Origin of the sequence: Methyloprofundus sp., assembly GCF_965251085.1 — a bacterium.
Classification (GTDB): Bacteria; Pseudomonadota; Gammaproteobacteria; order Methylococcales; family Methylomonadaceae; genus Methyloprofundus.
In genome coordinates, this window is the sequence record NZ_OZ252594.1 from 1,794,159 (window position 1) to 1,817,766 (window position 23,608).

27 protein-coding genes and 2 pseudogenes are annotated in these 23,608 nt (G+C 42.2%); 9 read left to right on the top strand and 20 right to left on the bottom strand.

Annotation, left to right across the window (positions count from 1 at the left end; translation table 11 throughout):
• Positions 1-77: 77 nt before the first annotated feature.
• From ACQY3F_RS08185 to ACQY3F_RS08230, 10 genes are all read right to left on the bottom strand, one after another.
• Positions 78-290 carry a type II toxin-antitoxin system HicB family antitoxin gene (locus tag ACQY3F_RS08185; protein ID WP_428354375.1) on the bottom strand — a complete coding sequence of 71 codons (213 nt, stop codon included), beginning with the start codon at positions 288-290 and terminating at the stop codon, positions 78-80.
• On the bottom strand, positions 280-540 hold the full coding sequence (locus tag ACQY3F_RS08190) for a type II toxin-antitoxin system HicA family toxin (RefSeq protein ID WP_428354376.1): 261 nt from the start codon (positions 538-540) through the stop codon (positions 280-282). The genes ACQY3F_RS08185 and ACQY3F_RS08190 overlap by 11 nt, the downstream gene beginning before the upstream one ends.
• Positions 541-591: 51 nt before the next feature.
• Positions 592-1,167 carry an outer membrane protein assembly factor BamC gene (bamC, locus tag ACQY3F_RS08195; protein WP_428354377.1) on the bottom strand — a complete coding sequence of 192 codons (576 nt, stop codon included), beginning with the start codon at positions 1,165-1,167 and terminating at the stop codon, positions 592-594.
• Positions 1,168-1,186: 19 nt separating this feature from the next.
• Entirely contained in the window at positions 1,187-2,062 is an 876-nt protein-coding gene (gene dapA / locus ACQY3F_RS08200; RefSeq protein ID WP_428354378.1) for a 4-hydroxy-tetrahydrodipicolinate synthase, read from the bottom strand.
• 276 nt (positions 2,063-2,338) lie between these two features.
• Entirely contained in the window at positions 2,339-2,695 is a 357-nt protein-coding gene (locus tag ACQY3F_RS08205) for a DUF3617 domain-containing protein (RefSeq protein ID WP_428354379.1), read from the bottom strand.
• Between the two features lie 58 nt (positions 2,696-2,753).
• Complete coding sequence (gene rsfS / locus ACQY3F_RS08210) at positions 2,754-3,110, bottom strand: ribosome silencing factor (protein WP_428354380.1); 357 nt, start codon at positions 3,108-3,110, stop codon at positions 2,754-2,756.
• 84 nt (positions 3,111-3,194) lie between these two features.
• A complete protein-coding gene (gene nadD / locus ACQY3F_RS08215) occupies positions 3,195-3,812 on the bottom strand; it encodes a nicotinate-nucleotide adenylyltransferase (protein WP_428354381.1) in 618 nt (205 codons plus the stop codon).
• Entirely contained in the window at positions 3,813-5,069 is a 1,257-nt protein-coding gene (locus ACQY3F_RS08220) for a glutamate-5-semialdehyde dehydrogenase (RefSeq protein WP_428354382.1), read from the bottom strand.
• Positions 5,070-5,373: 304 nt separating this feature from the next.
• Positions 5,374-5,700: a rhodanese-like domain-containing protein gene (locus ACQY3F_RS08225; protein WP_428354383.1), complete on the bottom strand. Its 327-nt coding sequence runs from the start codon at positions 5,698-5,700 to the stop codon at positions 5,374-5,376.
• A gap of 11 nt (positions 5,701-5,711) precedes the next feature.
• The gene (locus tag ACQY3F_RS08230; protein WP_428354384.1) at positions 5,712-6,890 is read right to left on the bottom strand and encodes a pyridoxal phosphate-dependent aminotransferase; all 1,179 of its coding nucleotides are present in this window, start codon (positions 6,888-6,890) and stop codon (positions 5,712-5,714) included.
• Between the two features lie 94 nt (positions 6,891-6,984).
• On the opposite strand from ACQY3F_RS08230, the gene dksA reads away from it, so the two are divergent.
• Both dksA and bioA read left to right on the top strand, forming a co-directional pair.
• The gene (gene dksA / locus ACQY3F_RS08235) at positions 6,985-7,419 is read left to right on the top strand and encodes an RNA polymerase-binding protein DksA (RefSeq protein ID WP_428354385.1); all 435 of its coding nucleotides are present in this window, start codon (positions 6,985-6,987) and stop codon (positions 7,417-7,419) included.
• Between the two features lie 311 nt (positions 7,420-7,730).
• The gene (gene bioA / locus ACQY3F_RS08240) at positions 7,731-9,020 is read left to right on the top strand and encodes an adenosylmethionine--8-amino-7-oxononanoate transaminase (RefSeq protein WP_428354386.1); all 1,290 of its coding nucleotides are present in this window, start codon (positions 7,731-7,733) and stop codon (positions 9,018-9,020) included.
• 14 nt (positions 9,021-9,034) lie between these two features.
• On the opposite strand, the gene ACQY3F_RS08245 is transcribed toward bioA, so the two are convergent.
• The 5 genes and pseudogenes from ACQY3F_RS08245 to ACQY3F_RS08265 all read right to left on the bottom strand — a co-directional run bounded on the left by ACQY3F_RS08245 (position 9,035) and on the right by ACQY3F_RS08265 (position 12,817).
• The gene (locus tag ACQY3F_RS08245; RefSeq protein WP_428354387.1) at positions 9,035-9,433 is read right to left on the bottom strand and encodes a YbaN family protein; all 399 of its coding nucleotides are present in this window, start codon (positions 9,431-9,433) and stop codon (positions 9,035-9,037) included.
• Between the two features lie 391 nt (positions 9,434-9,824).
• A complete protein-coding gene (locus ACQY3F_RS08250; RefSeq protein ID WP_428354388.1) occupies positions 9,825-10,046 on the bottom strand; it encodes an integrase core domain-containing protein in 222 nt (73 codons plus the stop codon).
• A gap of 6 nt (positions 10,047-10,052) precedes the next feature.
• On the bottom strand, positions 10,053-10,292 hold the full coding sequence (locus tag ACQY3F_RS08255; RefSeq protein WP_428357639.1) for a DDE-type integrase/transposase/recombinase: 240 nt from the start codon (positions 10,290-10,292) through the stop codon (positions 10,053-10,055).
• 9 nt (positions 10,293-10,301) lie between these two features.
• Positions 10,302-10,499 (bottom strand): annotated as a pseudogene (locus tag ACQY3F_RS08260) (IS3 family transposase); the annotation flags it as partial.
• A gap of 744 nt (positions 10,500-11,243) precedes the next feature.
• Positions 11,244-12,817, bottom strand: a protein-coding gene (locus ACQY3F_RS08265) for an IS3 family transposase (RefSeq protein ID WP_428354389.1) whose coding sequence is annotated in 2 segments (ribosomal slippage) — positions 11,244-12,343 and positions 12,343-12,817 — 1,575 coding nt in all. Because the reading frame shifts where the segments join, the coding sequence is not laid out codon by codon here.
• A gap of 64 nt (positions 12,818-12,881) precedes the next feature.
• On the opposite strand from ACQY3F_RS08265, the pseudogene ACQY3F_RS08270 reads away from it, so the two are divergent.
• The 4 genes and pseudogenes from ACQY3F_RS08270 to ACQY3F_RS08285 all read left to right on the top strand — a co-directional run.
• Positions 12,882-13,850, top strand: a pseudogene (locus ACQY3F_RS08270) (IS4 family transposase); the annotation flags it as partial.
• A gap of 109 nt (positions 13,851-13,959) precedes the next feature.
• Positions 13,960-15,681 carry an IS66 family transposase gene (gene tnpC / locus ACQY3F_RS08275; RefSeq protein WP_428354062.1) on the top strand — a complete coding sequence of 574 codons (1,722 nt, stop codon included), beginning with the start codon at positions 13,960-13,962 and terminating at the stop codon, positions 15,679-15,681.
• Positions 15,678-16,142, top strand: a complete 465-nt coding sequence (locus ACQY3F_RS08280; RefSeq protein WP_428354063.1) for a hypothetical protein — start codon at positions 15,678-15,680, stop codon at positions 16,140-16,142. The genes tnpC and ACQY3F_RS08280 overlap by 4 nt, the downstream gene beginning before the upstream one ends.
• Positions 16,033-16,536: a Druantia anti-phage system protein DruA gene (locus ACQY3F_RS08285; RefSeq protein WP_428354064.1), complete on the top strand. Its 504-nt coding sequence runs from the start codon at positions 16,033-16,035 to the stop codon at positions 16,534-16,536. Before ACQY3F_RS08280 ends, ACQY3F_RS08285 begins: the two co-directional genes overlap by 110 nt.
• 121 nt (positions 16,537-16,657) lie before the next feature.
• Here ACQY3F_RS08285 and ACQY3F_RS08290 read toward each other — a convergent pair whose 3' ends face one another.
• Positions 16,658-16,960: a transposase gene (locus tag ACQY3F_RS08290; protein WP_428354390.1), complete on the bottom strand. Its 303-nt coding sequence runs from the start codon at positions 16,958-16,960 to the stop codon at positions 16,658-16,660.
• 130 nt (positions 16,961-17,090) lie between these two features.
• Here ACQY3F_RS08290 and ACQY3F_RS08295 point away from each other — a divergent pair, with 130 nt between their 5' ends.
• Both ACQY3F_RS08295 and ACQY3F_RS08300 read left to right on the top strand, forming a co-directional pair.
• A complete protein-coding gene (locus ACQY3F_RS08295; RefSeq protein WP_428354391.1) occupies positions 17,091-17,390 on the top strand; it encodes a hypothetical protein in 300 nt (99 codons plus the stop codon).
• A gap of 298 nt (positions 17,391-17,688) precedes the next feature.
• Positions 17,689-19,446, top strand: a complete 1,758-nt coding sequence (locus ACQY3F_RS08300) for an IS1634 family transposase (protein WP_428354392.1) — start codon at positions 17,689-17,691, stop codon at positions 19,444-19,446.
• Here ACQY3F_RS08300 and ACQY3F_RS08305 read toward each other — a convergent pair.
• On the bottom strand, positions 19,377-20,573 hold the full coding sequence (locus ACQY3F_RS08305) for an ISAzo13 family transposase (protein ID WP_428352931.1): 1,197 nt from the start codon (positions 20,571-20,573) through the stop codon (positions 19,377-19,379). The two genes, ACQY3F_RS08300 and ACQY3F_RS08305, sit on opposite strands and share 70 nt — an antisense overlap.
• Positions 20,574-20,701: 128 nt before the next feature.
• Here ACQY3F_RS08305 and ACQY3F_RS08310 point away from each other — a divergent pair, with 128 nt between their 5' ends.
• On the top strand, positions 20,702-20,893 hold the full coding sequence (locus tag ACQY3F_RS08310) for a hypothetical protein (RefSeq protein WP_428354393.1): 192 nt from the start codon (positions 20,702-20,704) through the stop codon (positions 20,891-20,893).
• A gap of 88 nt (positions 20,894-20,981) precedes the next feature.
• Here ACQY3F_RS08310 and ACQY3F_RS08315 read toward each other — a convergent pair whose 3' ends face one another.
• The 3 genes from ACQY3F_RS08315 to dhiT form a co-directional block, all read right to left on the bottom strand.
• Positions 20,982-22,193: an ISAzo13 family transposase gene (locus tag ACQY3F_RS08315; RefSeq protein ID WP_428354394.1), complete on the bottom strand. Its 1,212-nt coding sequence runs from the start codon at positions 22,191-22,193 to the stop codon at positions 20,982-20,984.
• A gap of 100 nt (positions 22,194-22,293) precedes the next feature.
• The gene (locus tag ACQY3F_RS08320) at positions 22,294-22,536 is read right to left on the bottom strand and encodes a DUF2442 domain-containing protein (protein WP_428354395.1); all 243 of its coding nucleotides are present in this window, start codon (positions 22,534-22,536) and stop codon (positions 22,294-22,296) included.
• Positions 22,537-22,540: 4 nt separating this feature from the next.
• Positions 22,541-22,810 carry a type II toxin-antitoxin system toxin DhiT gene (gene dhiT / locus ACQY3F_RS08325; RefSeq protein WP_428354396.1) on the bottom strand — a complete coding sequence of 90 codons (270 nt, stop codon included), beginning with the start codon at positions 22,808-22,810 and terminating at the stop codon, positions 22,541-22,543.
• Positions 22,811-23,608 lie beyond the last annotated feature (798 nt).

Below are 23,608 nucleotides of genomic sequence, written 5' to 3' on the forward strand. Positions count from 1 at the left end.
ACAGTGAAACAGTCTGTGCTCTAAACTAAGGAAACTACATAAGAACAAGAACAGAAAGTCACTTTTCAAACTGGGTTCTAGGCGTACATTAATCGCCCTTTTGGAACAGGAATAGTACGACCTAATTCCTTTGCTGTATTTATCCATTCCTGAATAACTATTTCAGCATTAGCTACTGCTTCTAGATAGGTAAGCCCATCTGCCATACACCCTGATAATTCGGGTATTTCCACTAAGAAAGCCTTATCTTCTTCGCTCCAATAAATAATCATTTCATATTTATTTGACATTTTTAGTCCCTAGCTGGTGTTTAATAAAAAGCCGTCTAATTTGTTTTACCTGATATGGTTTTGCCTTTGACCCGACAGGCTGCAAATTGATAATCTCTTCAATATCTTTTCTTGTGAAGATATGATGATCTCCTTTTATTCTTTCTTCGAATTCCATTCGCTTAAGAAGAGCACAAAGTGACTTAAATGCAATACTTGCGTCCGAGGTTCCAGCAAAAACAACTTGCAATAGTTTATCTATTTTTCCCACAACCCTTTTCCATTTGGCTACTACTTTGATATTAAAACAAGTAGTAGGGAATTAGTTATCAAAATCCTCTTTAATGGTTTCAAATATTAAATTTAATAGTTTAATGCCATCGCCTTGAGAAAGTTTGTTGCCTAATTGATCACGCACAAAAACATCGGTGCCTAGTTCTGTTTCTGTTAAAAACACCTGATAAGGGATTTCCTGATTAGCATCACCACCGAAGAAAAAAACAAATTCATCCCAGAATGTGCCATCAGTAACCACCTGTATTTCAGGATCATATTGCACGTAATAGACAGCCAGAGAACGATTTTTATCAGTAATTTCAATTGCCCGTTCGGTAAGCGCTTTGCCTACTAAACGCCACACATGGGCATAAGGGGAGTTAATACGGACATAAGTATTATTTTCACCCTGATCTATATATTCAATGGTTTTACTCAAAGTCAGTGGGACGATAACTTCTTCAGATGCTGCTTCCAGCTTTTCAGCCTCCATGCCCGGTGGAATTTGCAGTGGTGGAACTTCAGTGCTGAGTACATAATCCTTTTCTTTATCAGGAAAAAACTGGGTACAAGCAGTGACAGAAATAAAAGCAAATAATATAATAAGTTTGATCGGTTTCATGCGAATTTTTATACCGGAATTAAAGGACTTGTGCTTGTTTCATAGCCGAACGTACTTTGTCAAAACAATCTTCAGTCAGCCAGGTTAAGGGTAAGCGTATGCCTTTAGGCATTAAGCCCAATTCTGCAATCGCCCACTTAACGGGAATAGGATTAGACTGGATAAACAATTGTGTGTGTAAACCCCTTAAATTTGCATCAATGCTGGTTGCCGTTTCACGATCGCCATTAATGGCTGCTGTAATCATTTCATGCACCAGTCGCGGAGCAACATTACCGGAAACAGTGATGGTGCCATTGCCTCCTAACAAACAAAACTCACAACTCGTTGCATCATCACCGGTATACAAGGCAAAATCATCGCCGCATAATTCACGAATGACAGGCACGCGTGATATATCACCTGTTGCTTCTTTAACGCCTATTATGCGCTCAATTTTTGCCAGTCGGCCTATAGTTTCAGGCAACATATCACAAGCTGTTCTGCCCGGAACATTATATAAAATCTGTGGGATATCAACCGCTTCGGCAATCGCTTTAAAATGCAGATATAAGCCTTCCTGAGTCGGTTTATTATAATAAGGCGTTACCAATAAACAGGCATCTGCGCCCAGCTGTTTTGCTGCTTTGGTTAAAGCGATGGCTTCACTGGTTGAATTCGCACCCGTTCCGGCAATTACCGGAATTCGCCCGCCGACATAATCAACGGTGGCTTTGACCACACCCATATGTTCAGATTCATCTAAAGTAGCGGATTCACCCGTGGTGCCCATAGCCACGATAGCATCTGTACCTTGCTCTATATGAAATTCTACTAACTTTTTTAGGCTATCATTGTCCACATCGCCGTTATCAAACATGGGGGTGACTAACGCTACGATACTACCTAGAATCATAAGAACTCTCGAAAAATTTTAAAATTTGTAGGCGTGGCTTTAGCCCGCCAAAACTAATAAAGCGGGCTAAGGAACACGCACAAAATAACTTAAGCAACTGGCTGGTCTTTTTATCCGTCTTCTGCGTTGTAGAAACTGTTACGTAGCTGGCTATGCGCCTGTTTCTACGTCTTGAATACGAATAAAAATCCTGCGCCAGATGCTCAACTTATTCCGTGCGCGTTCCTAAGGGACCTAAAACCAAACACTATCGTTGCAAACCTTAATAACGGCTGATTAAGGACAATCGCCTATATAACGCCCCGTTAATTTAGTTTGCATACTCATGACACCTTCTGGCGCACCCGACATGACCATATCGAAGGTGCCTGAAAACTGTTTTTTCTGGTATTGAATATTGCCTGAACCTTGCATGGTCATGCCATCTTGTTCACAGCTCATACTCCAACTTGCTAGATTATTCTGAACATCCATTTTATTCATCTTACAATTGTTTTGCTGCAATATATTTTCTGGGTTCATGCTTGCTTTAGTAAAGCATTGCTCTATAGTCATTGCGGGCATTTGCATAGGCATACCTACGATGCTCGCCACAGAACTCACTTCCCATAAGCCTTCTTGAATATCCGGCATCTCTGTTGCTGAGACAGTTAGACTCACAAAGAGAGACAATAGTAGAGCTAGCAGATATTTACTCATCATAACTCAACTCATCATCATGCAGGTTCTCAACACTCCAGAGCTTTTCCAATTGATAAAACTCGCGTGTTTGTGCTGTCATAACATGCAAAATAACATCACCTAAATCCATTAGCACCCATTCAGAGCCTTGCGCCCCTTCTGTTCCTCTGGGAATTACACCTTTCGCTTTTAACGCAACTGCAACATAGTTACATAAGGCTTTAATATGCCGTTCAGAGGTTCCGGTTGCGATAACCATATAATCCGTAAAACTGGTTTTACCTATTACATCAATAGTGCTGATATTCTCAGCTTTTCTTTCATCTAGCTCATTCGTAACAATGGCTAATAATTCATCTACTTGCATTCATTTTTTCCTAGTTAACTCTATTCAGTTCAAATCTATTCAATATAGATCTACTCAGCGTAAATCTATTCATATCAGTTCTCTTCAGCTATATAAGCGCCTTGCCTGTATATATTCAATGACGGGTTCGGGCAATAAAAAACTATTGCTTGTTTGCCCCGCAAAGTTTTTACGTATAAACGAGGCTGAAATTTCTAATTGCGTCACTTGCTGGAAAAAGATTTTACCACTAGGACAGGATTTTAACGAATGTCTATCGTCAACTAGCCTATCTGTGTAAAAATCAATCAGTGTATCTGGCTTATGGCCGGGCCGAGTCATAACAATAATATGCGCATACTCGAACAATTCCTGCCAGCAATGCCAACGTGTAAGGTGATTAAATGCATCTGTACCGATAAATAAACTCAACGCTGTATCGGCAATTTCGCCACGTATACTAGTCAGTGTATCAACCATATAGGACGGGCCAGCTCGCTCCAGCTCACGTGTATCACAACTAAATTGAGGATAATCCTGAATAGCCAGTTGCAGCATTTGCAACCGATCTATAGCACTAACTTCTGGTTTAGCTCGGTGCACAGGTTGCGCGCAAGGTAAAAAACGTAACTCTTGCAGTGCAAATATTTCGCCGACTTCCAGTGCCGTACGCAAATGCCCATAATGCACAGGATTAAAAGTACCGCCATATATTCCGATCATTTACTCGCGGATATGCCCATCTCCCAGCACCACATATTTCAAACTGGTTAATCCTTCTAAGCCTACGGGCCCTCTTGCATGCAGCTTATCGGTGCTGATCCCGATTTCTGCGCCCAGCCCGTATTCAAAGCCATCGGCAAAACGTGTCGAAGCATTGACCATCACCGAACTAGAATCTACCTCACGCAAAAAACGGCGCGCCAAGGTATAGTTCTCAGTAATAATAGATTCAGTATGCCTCGAACTAAAATCATTGATATGCGCCATTGCCTCGTCTATGTCGGCAACTATTTTAATCGATAATACCGGCGCTAAATATTCTGTTGCCCAGTCTTCTTCAGTTGCACGTATACAATCCGGAACGATAGAGCAGGTTTTTAAACAACCTCGCAATTCAACCCCAACTGCTTTATATTTTTTGGCTAATTCAGGTAAGACCTGCGTAGCAATCGGTTCAGCTATCAGCAAGGTTTCCATTGCATTACACACGCCATAACGATGCGTTTTTGAATTCACAGCGATATCAATTGCTTTTGCATAATCAGCCTGCGCGTCGATATACACATGACAGATACCATCCAGATGTTTGATAACCGGGATTGTGGCCTCATTAGAAATACGTGCAATTAGGTTTTTTCCTCCGCGTGGCACAATCACATCCACATATTCAGACAAAGTAATCAACTCACCTACCGCAGCTCTATCCGTCGTTTCTACTACCTGCACTGCAGCAACAGGCAAACCCGCTGTCTGTAACCCCTGTGCAATACACTTTGCAATGGCCTTATTGGAGTGAATCGATTCAGAGCCTCCGCGCAAAATACAGGCATTACCAGACTTTAAACATAATGCGGCGGCATCTACCGTCACATTAGGGCGCGACTCATAGATAATCCCAATCACACCGAGAGGCACACGCATTTGCCCCACCTGAATGCCGCTAGGGCGATAATTCATATCTGTGATGGCACCTATCGGGTCAGGCAATGCGGCAACTTCCTGCAAACCGTCTATCATCGCCTGAATTCTAGCAGGGGTTAATTCCAGTCTATCTAACAGCGCAGCATCCAGGCCTTTTTCTTTTCCTGCCAGTAAATCGTTGGCGTTTTCTGCTGTCAGATTTTCTGTCTGACTGGCAAGCTGTTCAGCTATCGCGATTAATGCCGCATTTTTCTTACCTGCATCAGCTCGGCTAAGCTCCCTACCCGCCACTTTGGCCTGTTGGCCTAAGCCCGTCATATAATCTTTAATATTCATTTTTTAACTAGGTCTTGTTCTGTTTGCACATGGTTACGCTGCATTAAGTATTTATGCTGGCGTATTATAGGCTGTATTACCATCAATAGAAAAAATAAGGCTTCTTTGCACTTGTACGCTTAGGCGCCTGGAAAAAATAAGTGACCAATATTTGGGCAGTATTTTTGTTAGCCATCCGTGCTGTAGCAATAGGAGCATAGCAGGCTATGCGCCTATTTCTACATCCCCGTATCAAGCACGGGGCAGGCTTTTAATGCGAAGGAAAATTCTGTGCCAGATGCTCAACTTATTCCGTGCGAGCTCCTTAATACAAGGCCATCTCAGAGTCACATGATCGCGCCCAGGCATCAATACCCCCGGTTAGGTTGAAAACCTTGTTATACCCTTGCTGATCGAGAAAATAAGCAACATTTTCACTACGCATGCCATGATGACAAATCACCACAATTGCCTGCTCTTTATCCAGTTCATCCAGGCGTGCGGGAATCTGATTCATCGGAATGAGTACACTATCCTCCAGGCTTGCTATCTGATATTCAAAAGGCTCGCGTACATCTAATAAAAAATATGCCTGGGGATCTTCCTGTAACTGCTGCTGTAAGTTTTTCGGGGAAACTTGTGTAATTGCCATTATTAACCTGTTTACTGGTGTGTTATAAAGCGCTCAAGGCGTACCATAGCCTCTGCGAGGCTTGCCATGGTACCAGTATATGCAAAGCGCAGGTACTTATCACTTTCATTATAACCAAAATCTTTACCCGGAGTAACGGCCAGCCCTTCAGTTTCTAATAGTTGCTGTGCAAATAACTGGCTATCACCGCTAAACTTACTGCAGTCGGCATAAATATAAAACGCACCTGCGGGCTTTACCGGAATTTTAAATCCCAGACGCAATAATTGCGCATACAAATAATCTCTTTTTAAAGCAAAGTCCTGGCGTCTCATTTCCAGCTCTTCAAGTGTTTGCGGATCAAAAGCTGCCAAAGCCGCATATTGTGAATGACTTGAGGTGGAAATAAAAATATTTTGTGCCAGTTTTTCAGTTGCCTGGATATAGTCCTCCGGCACAATCAACCACCCTGCCCGCCAACCAGTCATACCAAAATATTTGGAAAAGCTATTTATCACGAATACCTGGTCACTAAATTCTAAGGCACTGGCAGTACCCGGTTCATATTCCAGACCATGGTAAATTTCATCAGAAAAAAGCAAACCCTCTTGAGCATTGATGTAGTTTATACATTTTTCTAATTCAGCCGCGTCTATAATTGTACCCGTAGGATTAGACGGCGAGGCAATCATTGTACCCCGAGTGTGCTCCTGCCAATGTTGTTGCAATAATTCTGCTGATAATTGGTACGCCGTATCGGCATAAACAGGCACATGTTTAACTTTTGCAGCAAATAAATGCATAAAGTTCTGATTACAGGGGTAACAAGGGTCAGCTAATAAAACCTCATCACCCGGGTTTATGCTAACACCCAGAGCAAGCAGGAATGCGCCTGATGCGCCTGGAGTGATAAAAATACGCTGAATCGGCACTTTAACCTGGTATTGTTGCCAATAATAATCTGCAATTTTCTGTCTTAGTTCGGGCAAACCAGCAGCCGGCGTGTACTTTACATGACCTGCCTTGATATAAGCGATGCCGGCATCAACAATTGGTTTAGGTGTAGCAAAGTCAGGCTCACCGATTTCCATATGCACAATATTACGTCCTTGTGCTTCTAGCTGCTTTGCTCTGGCTAATAACTCCATGACATAAAAAGGCGTAATTGCCTCCATCCTGCTTGCTACCTGCATAAAATCCTCATTCAACATAAATATAGACGACAAATAATAGCAATTTATCTTGCTTAATTCCTATTATCCTGATAAAAATGCGCAGTTTTTAAAATAAATCTGGAGTTAGTGGATGACTAACAGCACGATAGCTGAAAGTACGCCTTTCAATTTTACGCCATACCAAGAAACTGATGGCGAAGAATATATGAATGAAACGCAAAAAGAGCATTTTAGAGCAGTTTTAAACAACTGGAAAAGCGAATTAATGCGCGAAGTGGATCGCACCGTAGACCATATGCGCGACGATGCTGCTAACTATCCTGATCCCAATGATCGCGCTTCACAAGAATCAGAGTTCAGCCTGGAGTTAAGGACACGGGATAGAGAAAGGAAACTATTAAAAAAAATTAATGATGCGCTGTCCATGATTGATGCAGATGAATACGGCTACTGCGATTCATGTGGTATCGAAATCGGTGTACGTCGTTTAGAAGCACGACCGACAGCTGATCAATGTATCGATTGTAAGACTCTGGATGAAATCCGCGAAAAACAAATGGGTTAAATTATCTGCTCGGTGGGTAGAGCAAAGCAGTTAAAACCTGTGTATAACTTAACCCACACAACATATACTTCGCACGGCCACGGTTGCGGTTTTCTAGCGGCCGATTTTCCTGATAGCTGCGTTACTGAAACAATTGCGTAACCAGCTAAGCGCCTGTTTCAGCGCCCCCCGTATCAAGTACGGGGCAGGCTCTGCTCTCAACAAAAATCGACGCGTTACAAAACCTGCATCCATCAACGCCCGAAGTATAGTAAACCCGTTGGTGTTGCTCTCAGACTCTAGCCTCTTTTATCCGCTGAAAACTTTAATCCGTGCAATCACAGAATACCCTCTTAGAGCAAGACCAGCGACATGTTTGGCATCCCTATAGTGCAATACAAGCCGACACCCCTATATACCCGGTAAAATCAGCACAGGGTGCGCATATCACGCTAATGGATGGGCGTGTCTTGATTGATGGCATGTCTTCATGGTGGAGCGCTATACATGGTTATAACCATCCCGTATTAAATCAAGCCATTGCAGCGCAGTTACATGATATGGCACATATTATGTTTGGCGGCTTAACACACCAGCCTGCAGTAGACCTGGCGCTGCAATTAGTTAAAATCACCCCAGAACCTTTACAAACAGTTTTTTTCGCCGACTCCGGTTCAGTTGCCGTTGAAGTTGCCATGAAAATGGCAATCCAATACTGGCATGCCAAACAACAGCCCAACAAACAGAAGCTACTCACCATACGTAACGGCTATCACGGCGATACTTTCGGTGCCATGTCAGTTAGCGATCCGGATAATGGTATGCATAGCTTATTTAGCAATACCCTGACTAAGCAGCTTTTTGCCGAAGCACCTAACTGTACCTTTAACCAGCCGTGCACAGTTGAAGATATAGCACCTCTAGAAAATCAGTTAAAAGCAAATCATACGCAGATTGCAGCCGTTATTCTGGAACCTATCGTTCAAGGCGCAGGCGGCATGCGGTTTTACTCCCCCGAATACCTAAAACAAGTACGCGCACTGTGTAGCAAATATAATGTCCTGTTAATTCTGGATGAAATTGCAACCGGATTTGGCCGTACAGGCAAACTATTTGCCTGTGAGCATGCCAATATAGCTCCGGACATACTTTGCGTAGGTAAAGCCTTAACCGGGGGTTATATGACTCTAGCGGCCACCTTGGCAACACAGGAAATTGCTGATGCTATACGCGATGGCGAACCAGGGTTATTTATGCATGGCCCGACATTTATGGCCAACCCGCTAGCCTGTGCCACAGCCTTAGCCAGTTTAAAACTATTACTGGATTCACCCTGGCAGGCAACAGTAAGCAATATAGAGAGAATGTTAACCACTGAGCTGCAAGTTTGCCAGCAATACTCGCATGTAAAAGATGTGCGGGTTCTGGGTGCTATCGGTGTTATTGAACTGCATCAGCCCGTAGATTTAAAAACCTTACAGCCTAAATTTGTAGAGGCCGGGGTCTGGGTACGGCCGTTTAACAAACTAATTTACCTAATGCCGCCATTTATCATCTCAACTGAAGCATTAAATATGTTGATTGGTGCGGTGTGTAAAGTTGTTGCAGAGTTAGAGCCTTAACCTATAAATAACGCTTAGTCATTACTACGCACGACAACAGACTGCGCTTCTTTAAGTCGCCACATAAAAACCAGCAAAATACAGCCTAGCGTTAACAAACCCAATTGCAGATGCAACCTCCCTTGCAGAACTCCGATTGAAATAGCAAAGGTGAGTACAATCATAAGCATCGCCTTAATTTTGGCGCTACGGGTAATGCTTCGGCTTTGCTCCCATTGCTGTAAGGAAGCGCCAAACCAGCGATTATTCAAAAGTTGCTGATGAAAGCGTGGCGAACTGTTAGCAAAGCAGGCTAGAGCCAGAAGTAAAAACGGCGTAGTCGGCAAGATAGGTAACACAGCGCCAATAATTCCAAGTGCTACAGACAATAGCCCTAAAAAAATTAATAAGTATTTTTTAATACGTTTGCGCATGGTGATAATTCAGTTTAACGGTTTTAAAATATTGCTTTGCAAGGAATCATAATCATAAACCAAAGGCTCCGATATTTTGGGATGTTTTGGCTTTATAAGGTTGTAAACTGTGTAGCGGCATCCATTCGTTTGTGTAATATACGAACAAACTCAATTTATATGGGCTAATACGTATGGTAGAAAAGAATACCTGAGTACGTATGACTCTCAGCCATAGTAAATAAAACATAAATAATCAGCATGTTACAAAACTCGTCATTCCCGGTGCGGCAAGCGAAGCTTGTCATTTCTTGCAAGGTGAAAGTCCTTGTCTGGAGAAGCTATTTTATTAGTTTCATAAGGTTTAACCAACCACCAGTATTGTAATGGTCAAGTAAAACAGAACACATTCTTAGACCGGTTTCTTGTGGAACTCACGCTCAAATTCTAAAGGCAATTTATAGCCTAATTTAGAGTGTGTCCGCTTGCCGTTATAAAAAGCTAAATAATCAATGATACTTAGCTTTGCTGCTTCTTTGGTTCTAAAGTTTTCGTAATTTAACGCCTCATGCTTAAGACTGCGGAAAAAACGTTCTGTTGGTGCATTGTCCCAACAGTTGCCTTTTCGACTCATACTCTGCTACATGTGCATGATATCCAGGTGTTGACGATACTCGTAGCTTGCATACTGACTGCCTCTATCCGAGTGATGGAGTACACCGGGTGCTGGTTTTTTTCTCCAAAAAGCCATTTGTAGTGCTCTGACACATAATGATGTACGCATATGATCATCAACCGCCCACCCCACAACTTGCCGAGAAAATAAATCTATGACAACCGCGACATAGAGCCAGCCATCAAGTGTCCATACATAAGTTATATCAGTTGCTCAGACTTTATTAGGTTCAGTTACTTCAAATTCACGATTCAGCGTATTAGGAGAAATTGAATCATTATGATCACTGTCAGTTGTCACTTTAAATTTCTTAGGGTAACGTACTTCCAGACCTAGCCGTGCCATTGCTTGTCTGACTTTATAACGCCCCGCATTAATGCCTAATTTTTTCAATTCGTTAGAGATGCGGCGTGATCCATAACAATTCTATTGTCCTCAAAAATATCGCGTACTCTGATATCAAACGCCTCTCTTTTCCTGGCTTTATCTGTCATTTCAGGTTGCCGATTCCACGCATAAAAAGCACTGGTACTGACCCCAATGTCATTAAGTTAAGCGCAAGTCATTGAATATGCTATAATATACACCAGTTCAATAAAAAAACATAAGTCGATAAAATGAATCAAAACCTCATTATTAGAGAATGCTTATAAACTAATCAGCAAAACTATTTCCTGTGACTTGTTCAAAGCCAAACACCGTCTGACAGAAAATAGTTTTAACCGAACGCGCAAGCTTCCATTTTCAGTGCTTCTAACGTATTTTTTGAATCTAACAAAAGGCTCTTATCAACAAGAACTTGATAATTTCTTTGCCGTCATCCATTCAAACCCTGCACCAACACAAGTCGTTACAAAATCAGCTCTGACACAAGCTCGAAAGAATTTATCTCATACCGCATTCATTGACTTAAACCACCAAGTGGTTAATGACTATTATACTGACCACCCAGCACTCAAAACCGCTATATGTCAACCAACCTGTCGCATTTTTGTGATATAAAACTTGCTACGCAAGTTCATGGGGGCTTTGCCCCCAAACCCCCAAGGTATTTAAGCAAGGGTAATGATATAATATTCTTACAGTACAGGCTGAGGAGCCGATGACTGTCAAGGGTAATGGGCGGCTTATGTCGCCGATTGCTTTACTGTTAACTTAAGCGATATTTTTCAACTGTAATTCGTTTTCTGCCGAGCTGATTTCATCCTTATCAGGATTCAGAAAAACAGTTTTTATAGGGTCTAAATTCCTTGTGTTACGCCCATTCCAGCGCTCAGGATGACATTCCTTCGCTTGCTCGATAACACTCTTTCTCTTCTCTAGAATTGCACTATCTAAGCCCTTATGGCGTTGATTAGGTGTTACATATTTAATCGTACTGTGTTGATGCTCATTGTTATACCAATCTACAAACTGTTCCACCCAGTGCCTTGCTTCGTGTAGGTTGACAAAGGGGGCTTCTGGAAAGGTGTAATGGTATTTGACCGTTTTAAATAGAGACTCCGAATAGGGGTTATCATTACTAACACGTGGCCTGCTGTACGATGGACTGATTTCCAGATCTATCATTTTTGCTCTTAACGTTGCACCTTTCATCGGGCTTCCATTGTCGGAATGAATTACCAACTGGTTTTTATCTATTTTTTCTCGGTAGACAATATCTTCTATTAAATCAGCAGCATGAGAACTTGATTCACAATCATGAGCCTGCCAGCCAACTATTTTTCGGCTATAAATATCCATCACCATATACAAATAATAGTACTGTCCCTTTACCGGGCTTAATAAATAGGTAATATCCCATGAATAGATTTCATTGGCTGCAGTCGCTTTTAGTGACCGGGGTTTCTTGCGCTGAGCTGCTGTCCCTTTACCTCTGTGTTTAAGTAGATTATGCGCCTTCATTACTCGGTAAAATGTTGATTCTGATGCAATATAGTGACCTGAATCTAATAAAGTAGGTACTATTTGATAAGGGGTTAACGTGCTATATTCTGGCAGGTTAATGACCTTTAATATTTCTTGCGTAACGGCCTCTGATAGCTTGTTGTGTGCAGGGGTATCATTATAAATTCTTTGGTCTTCTGATAATTTCTCACCCTGATTCCATCGTTGATAAGTACGGGCAGTAATGCCAACAAGCTCGCAAGCCAGCTGTTGTCTTGCTCCATTTTGTACCGCCTCATTAACGAGTGCACAGTATTGTTTGCGATCTGGGTAGGAGATTAATCGACCTCCGTTTCCCCCCAGATCGCTTGGCACTTTTTTGATAACACCAGTAAAGCCGCCGTTTCAGAGAGAGCTCTGTCCTTACGATTGAGCTCTTTCTGTAGTCGTTTATTTTCTTGTTTGAGTTTTTTTTGTTCCTGCCTGGAGGTAGAATTAGATGCTTGATGTTCTGATAAAAAATCTGATTTCCATTCCTGAACATGATGCGGGTAAATTCCATTTTCTCGGCAGTAAGAGCTAAGATGCTCATCGTTCAGGCCGTGACAGTCCATTACAGCCTCAAGACGTTGTGCTTTAGTCCAGCTCTGTGGGCTTTTTTCAGTTGACATATTTGTTTCAGGATTTTCTAGTTTATTTTCCTTGGCTAATCGGATCCATCTTTGAAGTGTTGAATAACCAATATGTAAATTATCGGCAATATCGTGAAGCGTTTGTTCGTCACGTTTGGATAATGCTTTTTCTACAGATTGTACTTTAAATTCTTGGCTATATATGGCCATTTCTGTCTCCTAATATTAATTTTTACAGGCGACAGGTATGTTGACATAGGGGGAAACCTGGAAAGGCTTTCGGCTATGCGCTATTGATGGCTCAAAACTTAGATTGCCTAATGAACCAGATATTATTAAAACGATTGGTGTTCATACTGGCAGAGAAAGTCAAAAGGACTGTTCATTAGCCCTCGCCTCGGTCTACTACGATGTCCTTAATCATATCAGTATTGATTCCAGCATCAATCCTGTTCATGCCTCAGAACGAGACTGTGCAGCAGCCCATCTGGAATCCGCTTTGCCCCACGATCTATCCCTGCTTGATAGAGGCTACAATGCATTCTGGCTATATAGTTTGTATCAGACAAAAAAACTGTCCTTTTGTATGCGAGCCAAAGTCAAGCAGAGTCTTGTCTTTAAAGCCTTCGCTGATAGTCGAAAAGCAGAGGCTGTCGTCATGCTCGAACCCGGTGATCGCTCGCTCAAGCAATGTCGAGAAAAAGGATTGTCTACTTCACCGCTTAAACTTCGCCTGATACGAGTAGAGCTGAATACCGGCGAGATTGAAGTGTTAATAACAAACCTGATGGACAAACAGGTTTATCCATCGAGTGAATTTAAGCAGCTGTATCACTTAAGATGGGGCATTGAAGAAAACTATAAACGTTTAAAACAATGGGTTGAGATAGAGAATTTTTCGGGGAAGTCAGCGTTATCAGTGAAACAAGATTTCTATGCGAAGGTACTGACAACCAACCTAGTATCCATGGCGGCTAATGTGGCTCAAACGCAGGTAGATAAAACAACCGCTCATCGAAAACTCAATTACCAAGTTAATTTCGCACAAGCGGTTTCCAAGATGAAGAATACGGTATTGGAGCTGCTCCTCATGTCTGGCCATTATCTAAAAAGCAGATTGGAAGCTATTGTTGATTATATGGCTTGTACTATTGAGCCTATCAGGCCAGGGAGGAGCTATAATAGATCGAAATCAAAAATGAAAAACAAATTACATTTTTGCAACTATAAGAGAGCTAAGTAAATCAATGAATTACGGCTTAACTTAAGTAAATATTCGACTAACCCATCTATACAGCAATAAATAAAAAGAGTACGGGACACATCATCCAAAACCCTGTATAAAGGTGTTCATGGAAAGTGCCTCCCAACATTCAGCAGCGTGTCCGCAACGCATAGAGACAGGAGAAATCACAAAGTCTCCCTTTGCTCAAATTGTCATTGAACTGACACAAGCAGAGTATATACAGCTTAAATGGGATGCAAACTATTGGAAAGGACAGTATCACCAGGTCAAACAGAAAAATGAAGATCTTAAGCTAGAGCTTGAATCTGCACAGGCACGCATTCGAGACTTGAAACAACGCCTATTTGGCAAAAAAACTGAAAAAGGCGTTGCCAAGAGAAATAGTTCTGGAAGACATAATCATACTGATACACCTCGGCCTCGTGGCCAGCAAAAAGGTAGCAAGGGACACGGGCGCACTCCCCGTCCTGATTTGCCGATTATTGAAGAAGAGCATGACATTGCTGCTGAAAACACGTTGTGCCTAGTTTGTACAAAACCCTACAAGCTTCTGTCACAGACAGAGGATTCAAATATTGTTGAAATAAAGGTTAACAGCTATATTCGTCGTGTCAAACGAAAGGTGACTGTTCAGGGCTGTCAATGCGAGGGAGTCACCGGATTGATTACAGCTCCTCCTGCACCACGTCTTATCCCCAAAAGTGGTATTGGCATCTCGGTATGGAGAGAAGTTCTGCTTAACAAGTTTCTGTTCTCACGAGCACTCAATAATTTGTGTACAGATTACACACATCGAGGTCTATGCATTGCCCCTGGCACACTCACGGGTGGATTACAGAAGATAGCTCCGCTATTCGAACCGCTCGTCAATGAACTGGTTAAAAAACAACTCACCGAAGATCTATTCCATAATGATGAAACCGGCTGGAAAGTGTTTGAAATCATAGAGGGAAAAACGGGCTACCGCTGGTGGTTGTGGGTCACTCAGTCCCGTTCGGTAGTCTATTACATACTGGCACCTAGCCGTAGTGGTGATATACCCATCAAGTATTTTTCCGGACTGGATAAACACCTGGAACAGGTCATTGTGGTCTGTGATCGTTATAAAGGTTACATTCGGCTGGCACGGGAAATTCCACAGATCATACTGGCTTTCTGCTGGGCACATGTCCGCCGTGACTTTCTGGATGCCGCCAGAAGCTATCCGAAACTTGAAGCATGGATGCTTGATTGGGTCGAACTCATTGCCGAACTCTATCATCTTAACAAGCAACGCCTGAAAGAGTGGGACGAAACAAAAAGCCTGGAAACCCAGAATCAAGACTTCAAGCAACACCATCAAGCCCTTGCACAGGCAAGCCAAAAGATGAAAGAGCGCTACGCGCATTTACTGGAAGCGGAGAAAGAGAACAAAAACCTAGAGCGCATTCAATGCAAGATCCTAAACAGCCTGAATAACCACTGGAAAGGATTGATGGTATTTGTGGCTAATCCCCAGGTGCCCATGGACAACAATATCGCCGAGCGGCGTATGCGTAATCCCGGTATGGGGCGTAAAAACTATTATGGTTCAGGGAGTCAATGGAGTGCCAGACTGGCAGCCATGATGTTTTCACTGTTTCAGACAATCCTGTTATGGGGATTGAACCCACATCACTGGCTTCACGACTATCTAGATGCCTGTGCGAATAATGGTGGGCAGCCTCCCTCAGACATCCGCCCGTTTATTCCCTGGATGATGAGCGAGTCGCGCAAACAGCAGTTGAGCAAACCCTTGCCTGAACTGACTGCGACTCCACTCGAGTCAGAACAGCCCCAATCACCATGACACGGTATTGTGGACGAAACTTTAGCGAGCAGGAACTGGAACAGATGCGGAAATTGATTGCCGAGGATGCTGGGCGCACGCGTGCCGAACTTTCGCGCCTGACCTGCAGGATGCTTGATTGGTACAAGCCTGATGGGGGGCTCAAGGATATGTCATGCCGTGTTGCCATGCTGCGCATGGCAGAAGATGGACTTATCGCTCTGCCGCCACCACGGCGCAAACCACCCCCGCGACAGAAACTCAACTTTACTGAACAGACGGACCCGCAACCAGCGATCCTCCGGCCTGTTCATGAACTTGCGGCCATCCAGCTTTGTCCAGTCATCACCCGTGATCATTCACGACTATGGAATGAGTACATACATCGCTACCAACTACCTGGGGCACAAGCCGCTACCCGGCGCACAGCTTCGCTACTTCGTCATCCTCGACGAGCAAATTATTGCAGCGCTCGGTTTTAGTGCGGCCGCCTGGCAAACGGCACCACGTGATCAGTTTATTGGCTGGAGCCACGAACAGCGGCAAAAAAACCTGCCGTTAGTCGTGAACAATGCCCGTTTTCTGATTATGCCCTGGGTGAAATCCAAAAATCTTGCTTCCACTATTTTATCCATGATAGCTCGTCGCCTTCCTACACAATGGGAAGAGCGTTATGGCATCCGTCCGGTGTTACTGGAAACTTTTGTTGATACCGAGCGATTTGCAGGGACTTGTTACAAAGCCGCCAACTGGATCTACGTAGGTAAAACCAAAGGGCGCGGCAAGTTGGGACCTGCTGGTAAACAAAGCGTACCCATCAAAGACTTATGGCTTTATCCGCTGTGTCGTCAGTTTAGAAGCCACCTAACTCGCTGATTCTAGGTAGTATGTGTTGGTCGAATATTTACTAACTTAATGACATTGGTACTGACCCTCATAACTCGACATAACGCCGTAACAGAGTAGGTCTTCTGTTGCTCTCGAATAAAAACATACTTTACTCGACTTCGTTCGCAAAGAAGACCGCTGCCTTTTTTAATATTTCGCGCTCCATACGCAATTGCTCAACTTCCCTACGTAACCTGACTAATTCGGACTGACCAGATAAGCTCGGTGTTGATTTTGTTTCGATTGTTGGTCCTCGTTCTGCTCTAACCCAACGTCCAATCGCACTTAAGGATACGCCTAAGCTGTCTGCAGCTTGTTGGTGGGTATACCCTTTGTCAATAACTAATTTGGCTGCATCTTGTTTAAATTCAAGATTATATTTAGGTCTTTTTGGTTTAGTTTGCTTACTCATATTCACCTCTAATGGACATTATAAATCTGTCTTTAGAAGTGTCCTGCTTTATTAAACCATTTCAGATTTTCATGGGCGCAGTGAGCGCACAGTCAAACAAGAACTATTCGCTCACTTTGTGTTGATCACTATGAGCCGACTCTGCGCGAGTGCCTCTGAGCATTTACTGGCGAGTTTGCTGAATCTTCCTGTCGACGAAGAATCAGAGACAGAGCAAACCCTTCAGGTAAACTTTAAAAATACATTAACCACCGTAGCGCGACATCTTGAAGAGATTTTGTATGCACCCAGTCTTTACATCAATCAGGTGATGACTGATCTGGTTTGTTCAATTTCACGTTACTATCACAAGAAAAGAAAGGGTCGTCATTACGCAAGAGAATCGAAACAGCCTGCACAGCAATGGAATATGTGGAGAAATAGCGCGTGATTTTTTAACATAAGAATGTGGGTTGGGTTGAGGCTTACCTGCTTCTTAAACGAATAGGAGTGTTTCTTAAACGAATGACATTGGTGATGTGGGAGGGAGGGGATAGAAACCCCTTTCTATCCCTCTTAGCCCATCTTCGTCACTTTTATCTTTCCAAGTTATTGATTTATCGTTCGCATAAAATTTTCATCAAAAAAGCTCCTTTAAAATCAAAGGTGTTTTTTTTGAGGCTCCTGTAGTGCCATTTTAGTTTGCTCTGCCTATTGATTTTTCCTGGTTTTTCCTTGATGCTAGTGGCATGTATATTCGAAGAACCAAAACAAAGAGTCTGGAAGACGGCTCCGCTTATTTCACTTACCGCATTGTTGAGTCTTTTCGTATAGGGAAACAAGTCAAGCAACGCACATTGCTCAATATAGGTGCGGACTTTACTATCGAGAAAAAGTATTGGCCCCTGCTAACGGCCAGAATTGAACAATTACAACAAGGTTCGGAACCCCATCAGGAAGAGCTATTCCATTTAGCTGATGATTTAAATCAACTGCTGGAAGCAACGGCTCAACGCTATAGCGCACTGATGACTGCAAAACTGTCACAACCACTAGACTCACAAAGCTCAGAACGGGATTATCATTCTGTTGATATTAACCATGTCGAAGCCATTAATGCCCGCAGTATAGGCGTGGAAACCTTGGCACTGCATGCTGCACAGCAATTGCAGCTAGATGAGAAACTCACAGCACTGGGCTTTAATAAAATCGATACGGTGACAGCACTGGGCAGTATCATCGGACGTATAGTTTCACCCGGCAGTGAATTGAAAACACATGATTGGTTGCAAAATCGAACGGGGCTGGGTGAGCTGCTGGATCATGACTACGGCAATACAAGCCTGACACGATTATATACGGTCAGTGACAAGTTACTCAAACACCAGGCAACTCTTGAATCATTTCTGGCTAACCGCGAGCAGACTTTATTCAATTTAAACCGCAAGATTGTATTGTACGATCTGACCAATACTTATTTTGAAGGCCAATGTACCCAAAACCCGAAAGCGCAATTCGGTCGCTCCAAAGAGAAACGCACAGACTGTCCACTAGTGACCCTGGGGCTGATTTTGGATGGTGACGGTTTCCCATTGAGTAGTCAGGTTTTTCCCGGCAATGCCAGTGAGCCCGCGACTCTGAAGCTCATGCTTGAGGGACTGCGAGACAAGGATCCCTTTCATCAAATAAAGCCGGTGGTTATCATGGATGCCGGCATTGCCAGTGCCGACAATGTTGCCTGGTTAATCGAACAAGATTATCATTATCTCGTCGTCAGTCGAGAACAGCACGTAAAAAACCCAAGAGACCAGGAAAGCCCGGTAACAGTCAGGGATACCCCGGACAGTAATGTCGTTGTGTATCGTGAAGTTGATCCAGAAACCAGGGAAACCCGACTCTATTGTCACTCAGAACAAAAGGCAAAAAAAGAACAAGGTATCCGTAACCGCTTTCATGTTCGTCTGGAAGAAGCCCTGGAAAAACTGCACACGGGCCTGAGCAAAAAAGGCACCCTTAAAAAATACGACAAAATACTGGAACGTATCGGCCGGCTACGTGAAAAACATAGCCGCGTTGCTGCTGACTACACCATCAACGTCATGGCGGATGACAAAAAAAACAAAGCCACCAGTATCGAATGGAAACGTAAACCTGAAAGTGACCAGAAAGATCAACACTGTGGTGTGTACTGCCTAAGAACAAATATCCCTGACTGGTCGGAAGAACAGTTATGGACGACCTATACCATGCTCACAGAGATTGAAGCGACCTTTAGAAGCCTGAAAACCGAACTGGGTTTGCGCCCTGTCTACCACCAAAAAGAAGACCGGGTTACCGGACAGCTATTCATTACATTATTAGCTTACCACTTGGTACATACACTGCGTTATCAGCTTAAACTGCAGGGCATTCATCTAAGGGAGATGGAAAGAAATAATCATCCAGAACAACCAGGAGAAATGGTCAAAAACCATTTCTCCAACGATGGCATTCGGTCAACAAACTGATAATACGTCTTCATTGCTTTTTTACCTACCTTTACTCCTGTTTCATATATTTTTTCTGTTAATTTAACAATAGGTGCTTTGCCATTGTAGGTCATACTTTTGGCAAATTTTAAAGTTGTTTCAACTGTATCCATTATGTCGCCACTAATATGATTTTCATAGGCTCCCCATACTCGTTCAATTGGGTTATATTTACTATGATAAGGAGGGTAGTAGGCCAGTTTTATCTTTATGTTGCTTTTTTCAGCAAACTCCACAAGCCTTTTTATAAACTGAGTTCTGGAGCTACTGTTCTCCATACCATTGTCAGCGTTAATTGTCAGAATATCTACTCCATATTTTTCTTGAATTTCTGGCCAAATTTCTTCCAATCGGTCAACGATGAAATCACTGCTGGCATAGCCTGCTGTAAAGAAAAGGAAAAAATCATCATGTTCAGGCAGATAAAAACCAAAAGGAGTTAACTTTTCCTTAACATCTAAATCATGATCCTCTGCTTTTGTTAAAACCCGATTTCGTCCTCCCCGTGAAAAATTTCCTATATTCATTCTTGCTTTGGCATCAATTGATATACGAATCTCTTTTGGGTTGATATCTGCCATTCCATTGACTGAATGAACTTGTTCAAAAATTGCATCCGTTTCCTTGATTTTCTTATGAGGCTTTGTTTTTTGTACCTTTTTTGGATGGTAACTCAGGTCATTTAATTTTGTATTGATAGTTTTTGAGCAAGGTAATGTTTTTTCATCGTAATAATCAATCTCCAGTAAACGTTTTCTAACTTCTTTAGCCGTTAGCCGGGTATATAATCGACAGGAATTAAAAGAGGGATCCGTTTGACACTCCGGTTCAGCAATTTTTTTTATGTCATCAAGTAGATGAGGAAAATGCTCTTCACTTTTATTACGCCCTCTCGCTGAAAAATTATCTTCTATGGGCTGAGTTTCAAGTTCATATTGTCCTTTTCGGATAGTGCCTCTATTCCATCCTAGTTTTTCTTCAGCAATACTTGCACCACCTGAGCCTAGTAGCTCCACCGTTTCAGCCATGAATATACGACGTACCGAGCCTTTTAAACGATGGGCTGTATTTATAATCCAACCTATAATGCTATCTGTTAATATCAACAAGCTTATCTGCCTAGTGTGAGAATAAATTCAGAATTCATTATTATAAATTATTGAGACACAAGCTTACTTCGTTTGGATGATTATTTCTTTCCATCTCCCTAAGCTGGGAAAGCATTCGCAACATTATGTCGACCCAGCAACGTTTGACCATTACCTTACCCACTGATAACGATACAATCATTCACTTGCGAACCACAAGCAAAGCAGAAACCAGACAAAAACAAATCTATACTGCTTTGAATATTAACCCCGACCCGATAGGAAAAATTAAAACGACCGTTGATATGAAATCTGTAGTGCCAACTGAGACCGATTGAAAAATTTAACTCATTGAAATAATGGGGAATTGACTGTATAAGTCACGAAGATGGGTTAGGAACGTGCACGAAATAACTTGAGCAACTTCTAAAATTGCTTTTCAGGAACAGCAACATAATTCCATAGCCTAAGATGTTCATCAAAAACAATTCTCATGGAATCTTTAAACTCGGCCATAACCTTTCTGCCCGTTTCATAAACTCTATTTAAAATTGAGGCAAAAACTTTTAAACCAGACTTTGTTGTTGCCGTTTCTATCAATTCTTTTGTTAACTGGTGACTTGTTAAAACAACACCTTGCATTGCCCGAGTAATATGAGGAAAGGCTTTGTGCTCAACAGGATTCCATTTGGATGTGTAGGGAGGATAATGAGCAACGCGTATATTAATCCCAATTTCATCTGCCAAAACTTGTAAATCCTGTTTAAAAATATAGTGTCGAGATGAATTACTGCCACCTCCATCCATCAACATTAAAATAGAAGTGGCCTGCGAGTAGTAATGTATTCCATAGTTGTACCACCAATGGCGAAGCGAATCACAAGCAAATTCACTGGTGTCTCGACTTGTCCCTATAGTGACGTATGCCTCATTGCGTGTTTGATCATAAACGGTATGCGGTACGGCAACCCCCTCCGCCAATGACGGGAAATCATGATCAAAAACTTCAACAGTCTCAGTGGTATAAATCTTACCTTCACGAGATAAATTCCCTATTTGTTCCTTTTTCTTAGTGTCTACGCTAATCACTGGATTCCCAGCAACACTATATTTTTCTTTTAATTCGGTAATACGTTCAAATTGGGCATTACGATCCACATGTCCTCCTCCAGCCTTATTTTTTAAAGGCTTCCGTTTTACATACTCATTCTTTTTCAATAATTGTCTAACAATATTACGACTGGCTTTAAAACCTTTTTTAGCTAATAAATCGCTAATATTAGCTCGCGTTAAATTTGTCCATTTTTGCATTTCATCCATTGGATTACCTGCTGTATGCTCTGTAAGCAAAAGTAGAAAAACCTCATTAATATCAGGCTGTTTTTCAAGGGTTGCCTTTCGACCGCCTCCCTTACGTCTACTGCGATTTTGGTCAATCGTTTCTTCCACCTGAAGTGCTTCAATTCCAAATTGAACAGTATTGCGTGAACAATTAAAAAGTTTAGCAATATAAGTAACCCCACCAAAAGCAAGCTTTAAAGCTTCAATGCCTGCATATAAGCGTCTATTTTTCTCTGGCAGACGACTGTAAAATTCTTGCATCCGCTCTTCTATCTCTTTTGCATAAGCTATAATCATTCGTTAATTTTAAACAAAACTTATTTTTTTAACCAACGTTACAATGATTTTATAATTAAATTTACGCATGAACTTGCTCAAGTTATTTCATGCGCGTTCCTTAGGCATTTTCTCTAAGTGATTCTAAATATAATGTATCAGGACAAATATCCTGTTCATGTGGCCACACAACTGTTCCATCAAAGGTTTTGACCTGACTAAAGTAATTTGAGTTTTTTAACTCCTTAAATACACCAAACTCTAATAAACTGGAACAATCATAAATACCTCTTTCCCCATTGGTAAATACAAGGGACAATTTATAGTTATTTAAGGCTGATACTTGCTTTACTCTTGGGTTCATTTTTCTATTTCAAGGGGTCAATTTTATAAGGTTGTTCACCTGATACAGCTAATTCCCAATCAGCCATTAACTCTTCTTTATGTATTTCTATCCATGCTTGAAGTAACTTCATCTTCGTAGAAGGGATTTTTCCATCAAGAACATTTCCATCTGGTATTGACACTACAACTTCATCTCCAGAATATTTAACGTGAATATGTGGAAGATTGTGTTGCTTATTATCCATGAAATACATATAAATTATGATTCCATAGAATGCTGAAATTGAGGGCATAATTTTGTCAAATTAACTTTAGTTGAATTAAAGGCACATTATATCATTACCACTAAACTTCACTTGCACCGGGTAGCTCAGGGTCTCGCGACCCTTTGCCCCCTAAGAACCGTACTTGCGAGTTTCCCAGCATACGGCTCAAGCCCTTCAAAAGCCAGAATAAACTGACCCAGCTGCCTTATTATTCAACAGTAAACTCATTTTATTTAGTGTAAAATGATGTATTTTCCATCACTAACTTTACTACCAAAAACAATGTCTGTTGAACAAATTTAATAGCCAACCTTTGCGATACGTATCTACAGCCGATAATACATATTGCTATGCCAGAAGGTGCACCAGCCAAAGGCCGTCATTTGCGTTTCCTTCTTAAAACCGGTTCTCTAAACTCTCTCGCAACGAAGCACCAAATGGACGTGCGCACACTTTCGTGTCGGACAAATCTTGAATCCGTATCAACTACATTACATAATCGCCTTCGCTTTTTCCATTCTCTCATCGACGCATGGCCATCAGCACCCCTTGCGGGCAGCTTTCTCCATTGCTGGAGGACGATACGACATTGCCACGTTCCACATAAATATCTTAACGAACGACTTAGGTGCTGCCTGTATCCCAGTAGTGCATTATCTGCGTGAAACCGACGTTATAACAGTTCCACTGACTACCCACCTGTTGGTTACAGCCTATCAGTGCTTTTGGCTGCTCTTTTGTTAACGGGACTTCAAGACGACAGTTCACATTACATTCACCCTATCATTCCATCCTAGCTCCCGTCCGCCTTAGCACTGGCAGTTA

What these genes read in the sequence shown, in the direction of transcription:
- ACQY3F_RS08185 (WP_428354375.1), bottom strand. Translation starts at nt 290, where the DNA reads ATGTCAAATAAATATGAAATGATTATTTATTGGAGCGAAGAAGATAAG.
- bamC (WP_428354377.1), bottom strand. Translation starts at nt 1,167, where the DNA reads ATGAAACCGATCAAACTTATTATATTATTTGCTTTTATTTCTGTCACT.
- dapA (WP_428354378.1), bottom strand. Translation starts at nt 2,062, where the DNA reads ATGATTCTAGGTAGTATCGTAGCGTTAGTCACCCCCATGTTTGATAAC.
- ACQY3F_RS08205 (WP_428354379.1), bottom strand. Translation starts at nt 2,695, where the DNA reads ATGCCGGATATTCAAGAAGGCTTATGGGAAGTGAGTTCTGTGGCGAGC.
- rsfS (WP_428354380.1), bottom strand. Translation starts at nt 3,110, where the DNA reads ATGCAAGTAGATGAATTATTAGCCATTGTTACGAATGAGCTAGATGAA.
- nadD (WP_428354381.1), bottom strand. Translation starts at nt 3,812, where the DNA reads ATGATCGGAATATATGGCGGTACTTTTAATCCTGTGCATTATGGGCAT.
- ACQY3F_RS08220 (WP_428354382.1), bottom strand. Translation starts at nt 5,069, where the DNA reads ATGAATATTAAAGATTATATGACGGGCTTAGGCCAACAGGCCAAAGTG.
- ACQY3F_RS08225 (WP_428354383.1), bottom strand. Translation starts at nt 5,700, where the DNA reads ATGGCAATTACACAAGTTTCCCCGAAAAACTTACAGCAGCAGTTACAG.
- ACQY3F_RS08230 (WP_428354384.1), bottom strand. Translation starts at nt 6,890, where the DNA reads ATGTTGAATGAGGATTTTATGCAGGTAGCAAGCAGGATGGAGGCAATT.
- dksA (WP_428354385.1), top strand. Translation starts at nt 6,985, where the DNA reads ATGACTAACAGCACGATAGCTGAAAGTACGCCTTTCAATTTTACGCCA.
- ACQY3F_RS08245 (WP_428354387.1), bottom strand. Translation starts at nt 9,433, where the DNA reads ATGCGCAAACGTATTAAAAAATACTTATTAATTTTTTTAGGGCTATTG.
- ACQY3F_RS08250 (WP_428354388.1), bottom strand. Translation starts at nt 10,046, where the DNA reads ATGAGTCGAAAAGGCAACTGTTGGGACAATGCACCAACAGAACGTTTT.
- tnpC (WP_428354062.1), top strand. Translation starts at nt 13,960, where the DNA reads ATGGAAAGTGCCTCCCAACATTCAGCAGCGTGTCCGCAACGCATAGAG.
- ACQY3F_RS08280 (WP_428354063.1), top strand. Translation starts at nt 15,678, where the DNA reads ATGACACGGTATTGTGGACGAAACTTTAGCGAGCAGGAACTGGAACAG.
- ACQY3F_RS08285 (WP_428354064.1), top strand. Translation starts at nt 16,033, where the DNA reads ATGAGTACATACATCGCTACCAACTACCTGGGGCACAAGCCGCTACCC.
- ACQY3F_RS08290 (WP_428354390.1), bottom strand. Translation starts at nt 16,960, where the DNA reads ATGAGTAAGCAAACTAAACCAAAAAGACCTAAATATAATCTTGAATTT.
- ACQY3F_RS08295 (WP_428354391.1), top strand. Translation starts at nt 17,091, where the DNA reads ATGAGCCGACTCTGCGCGAGTGCCTCTGAGCATTTACTGGCGAGTTTG.
- ACQY3F_RS08300 (WP_428354392.1), top strand. Translation starts at nt 17,689, where the DNA reads ATGTATATTCGAAGAACCAAAACAAAGAGTCTGGAAGACGGCTCCGCT.
- ACQY3F_RS08310 (WP_428354393.1), top strand. Translation starts at nt 20,702, where the DNA reads ATGTCGACCCAGCAACGTTTGACCATTACCTTACCCACTGATAACGAT.
- ACQY3F_RS08315 (WP_428354394.1), bottom strand. Translation starts at nt 22,193, where the DNA reads ATGATTATAGCTTATGCAAAAGAGATAGAAGAGCGGATGCAAGAATTT.
- ACQY3F_RS08320 (WP_428354395.1), bottom strand. Translation starts at nt 22,536, where the DNA reads ATGAACCCAAGAGTAAAGCAAGTATCAGCCTTAAATAACTATAAATTG.
- dhiT (WP_428354396.1), bottom strand. Translation starts at nt 22,810, where the DNA reads ATGCCCTCAATTTCAGCATTCTATGGAATCATAATTTATATGTATTTC.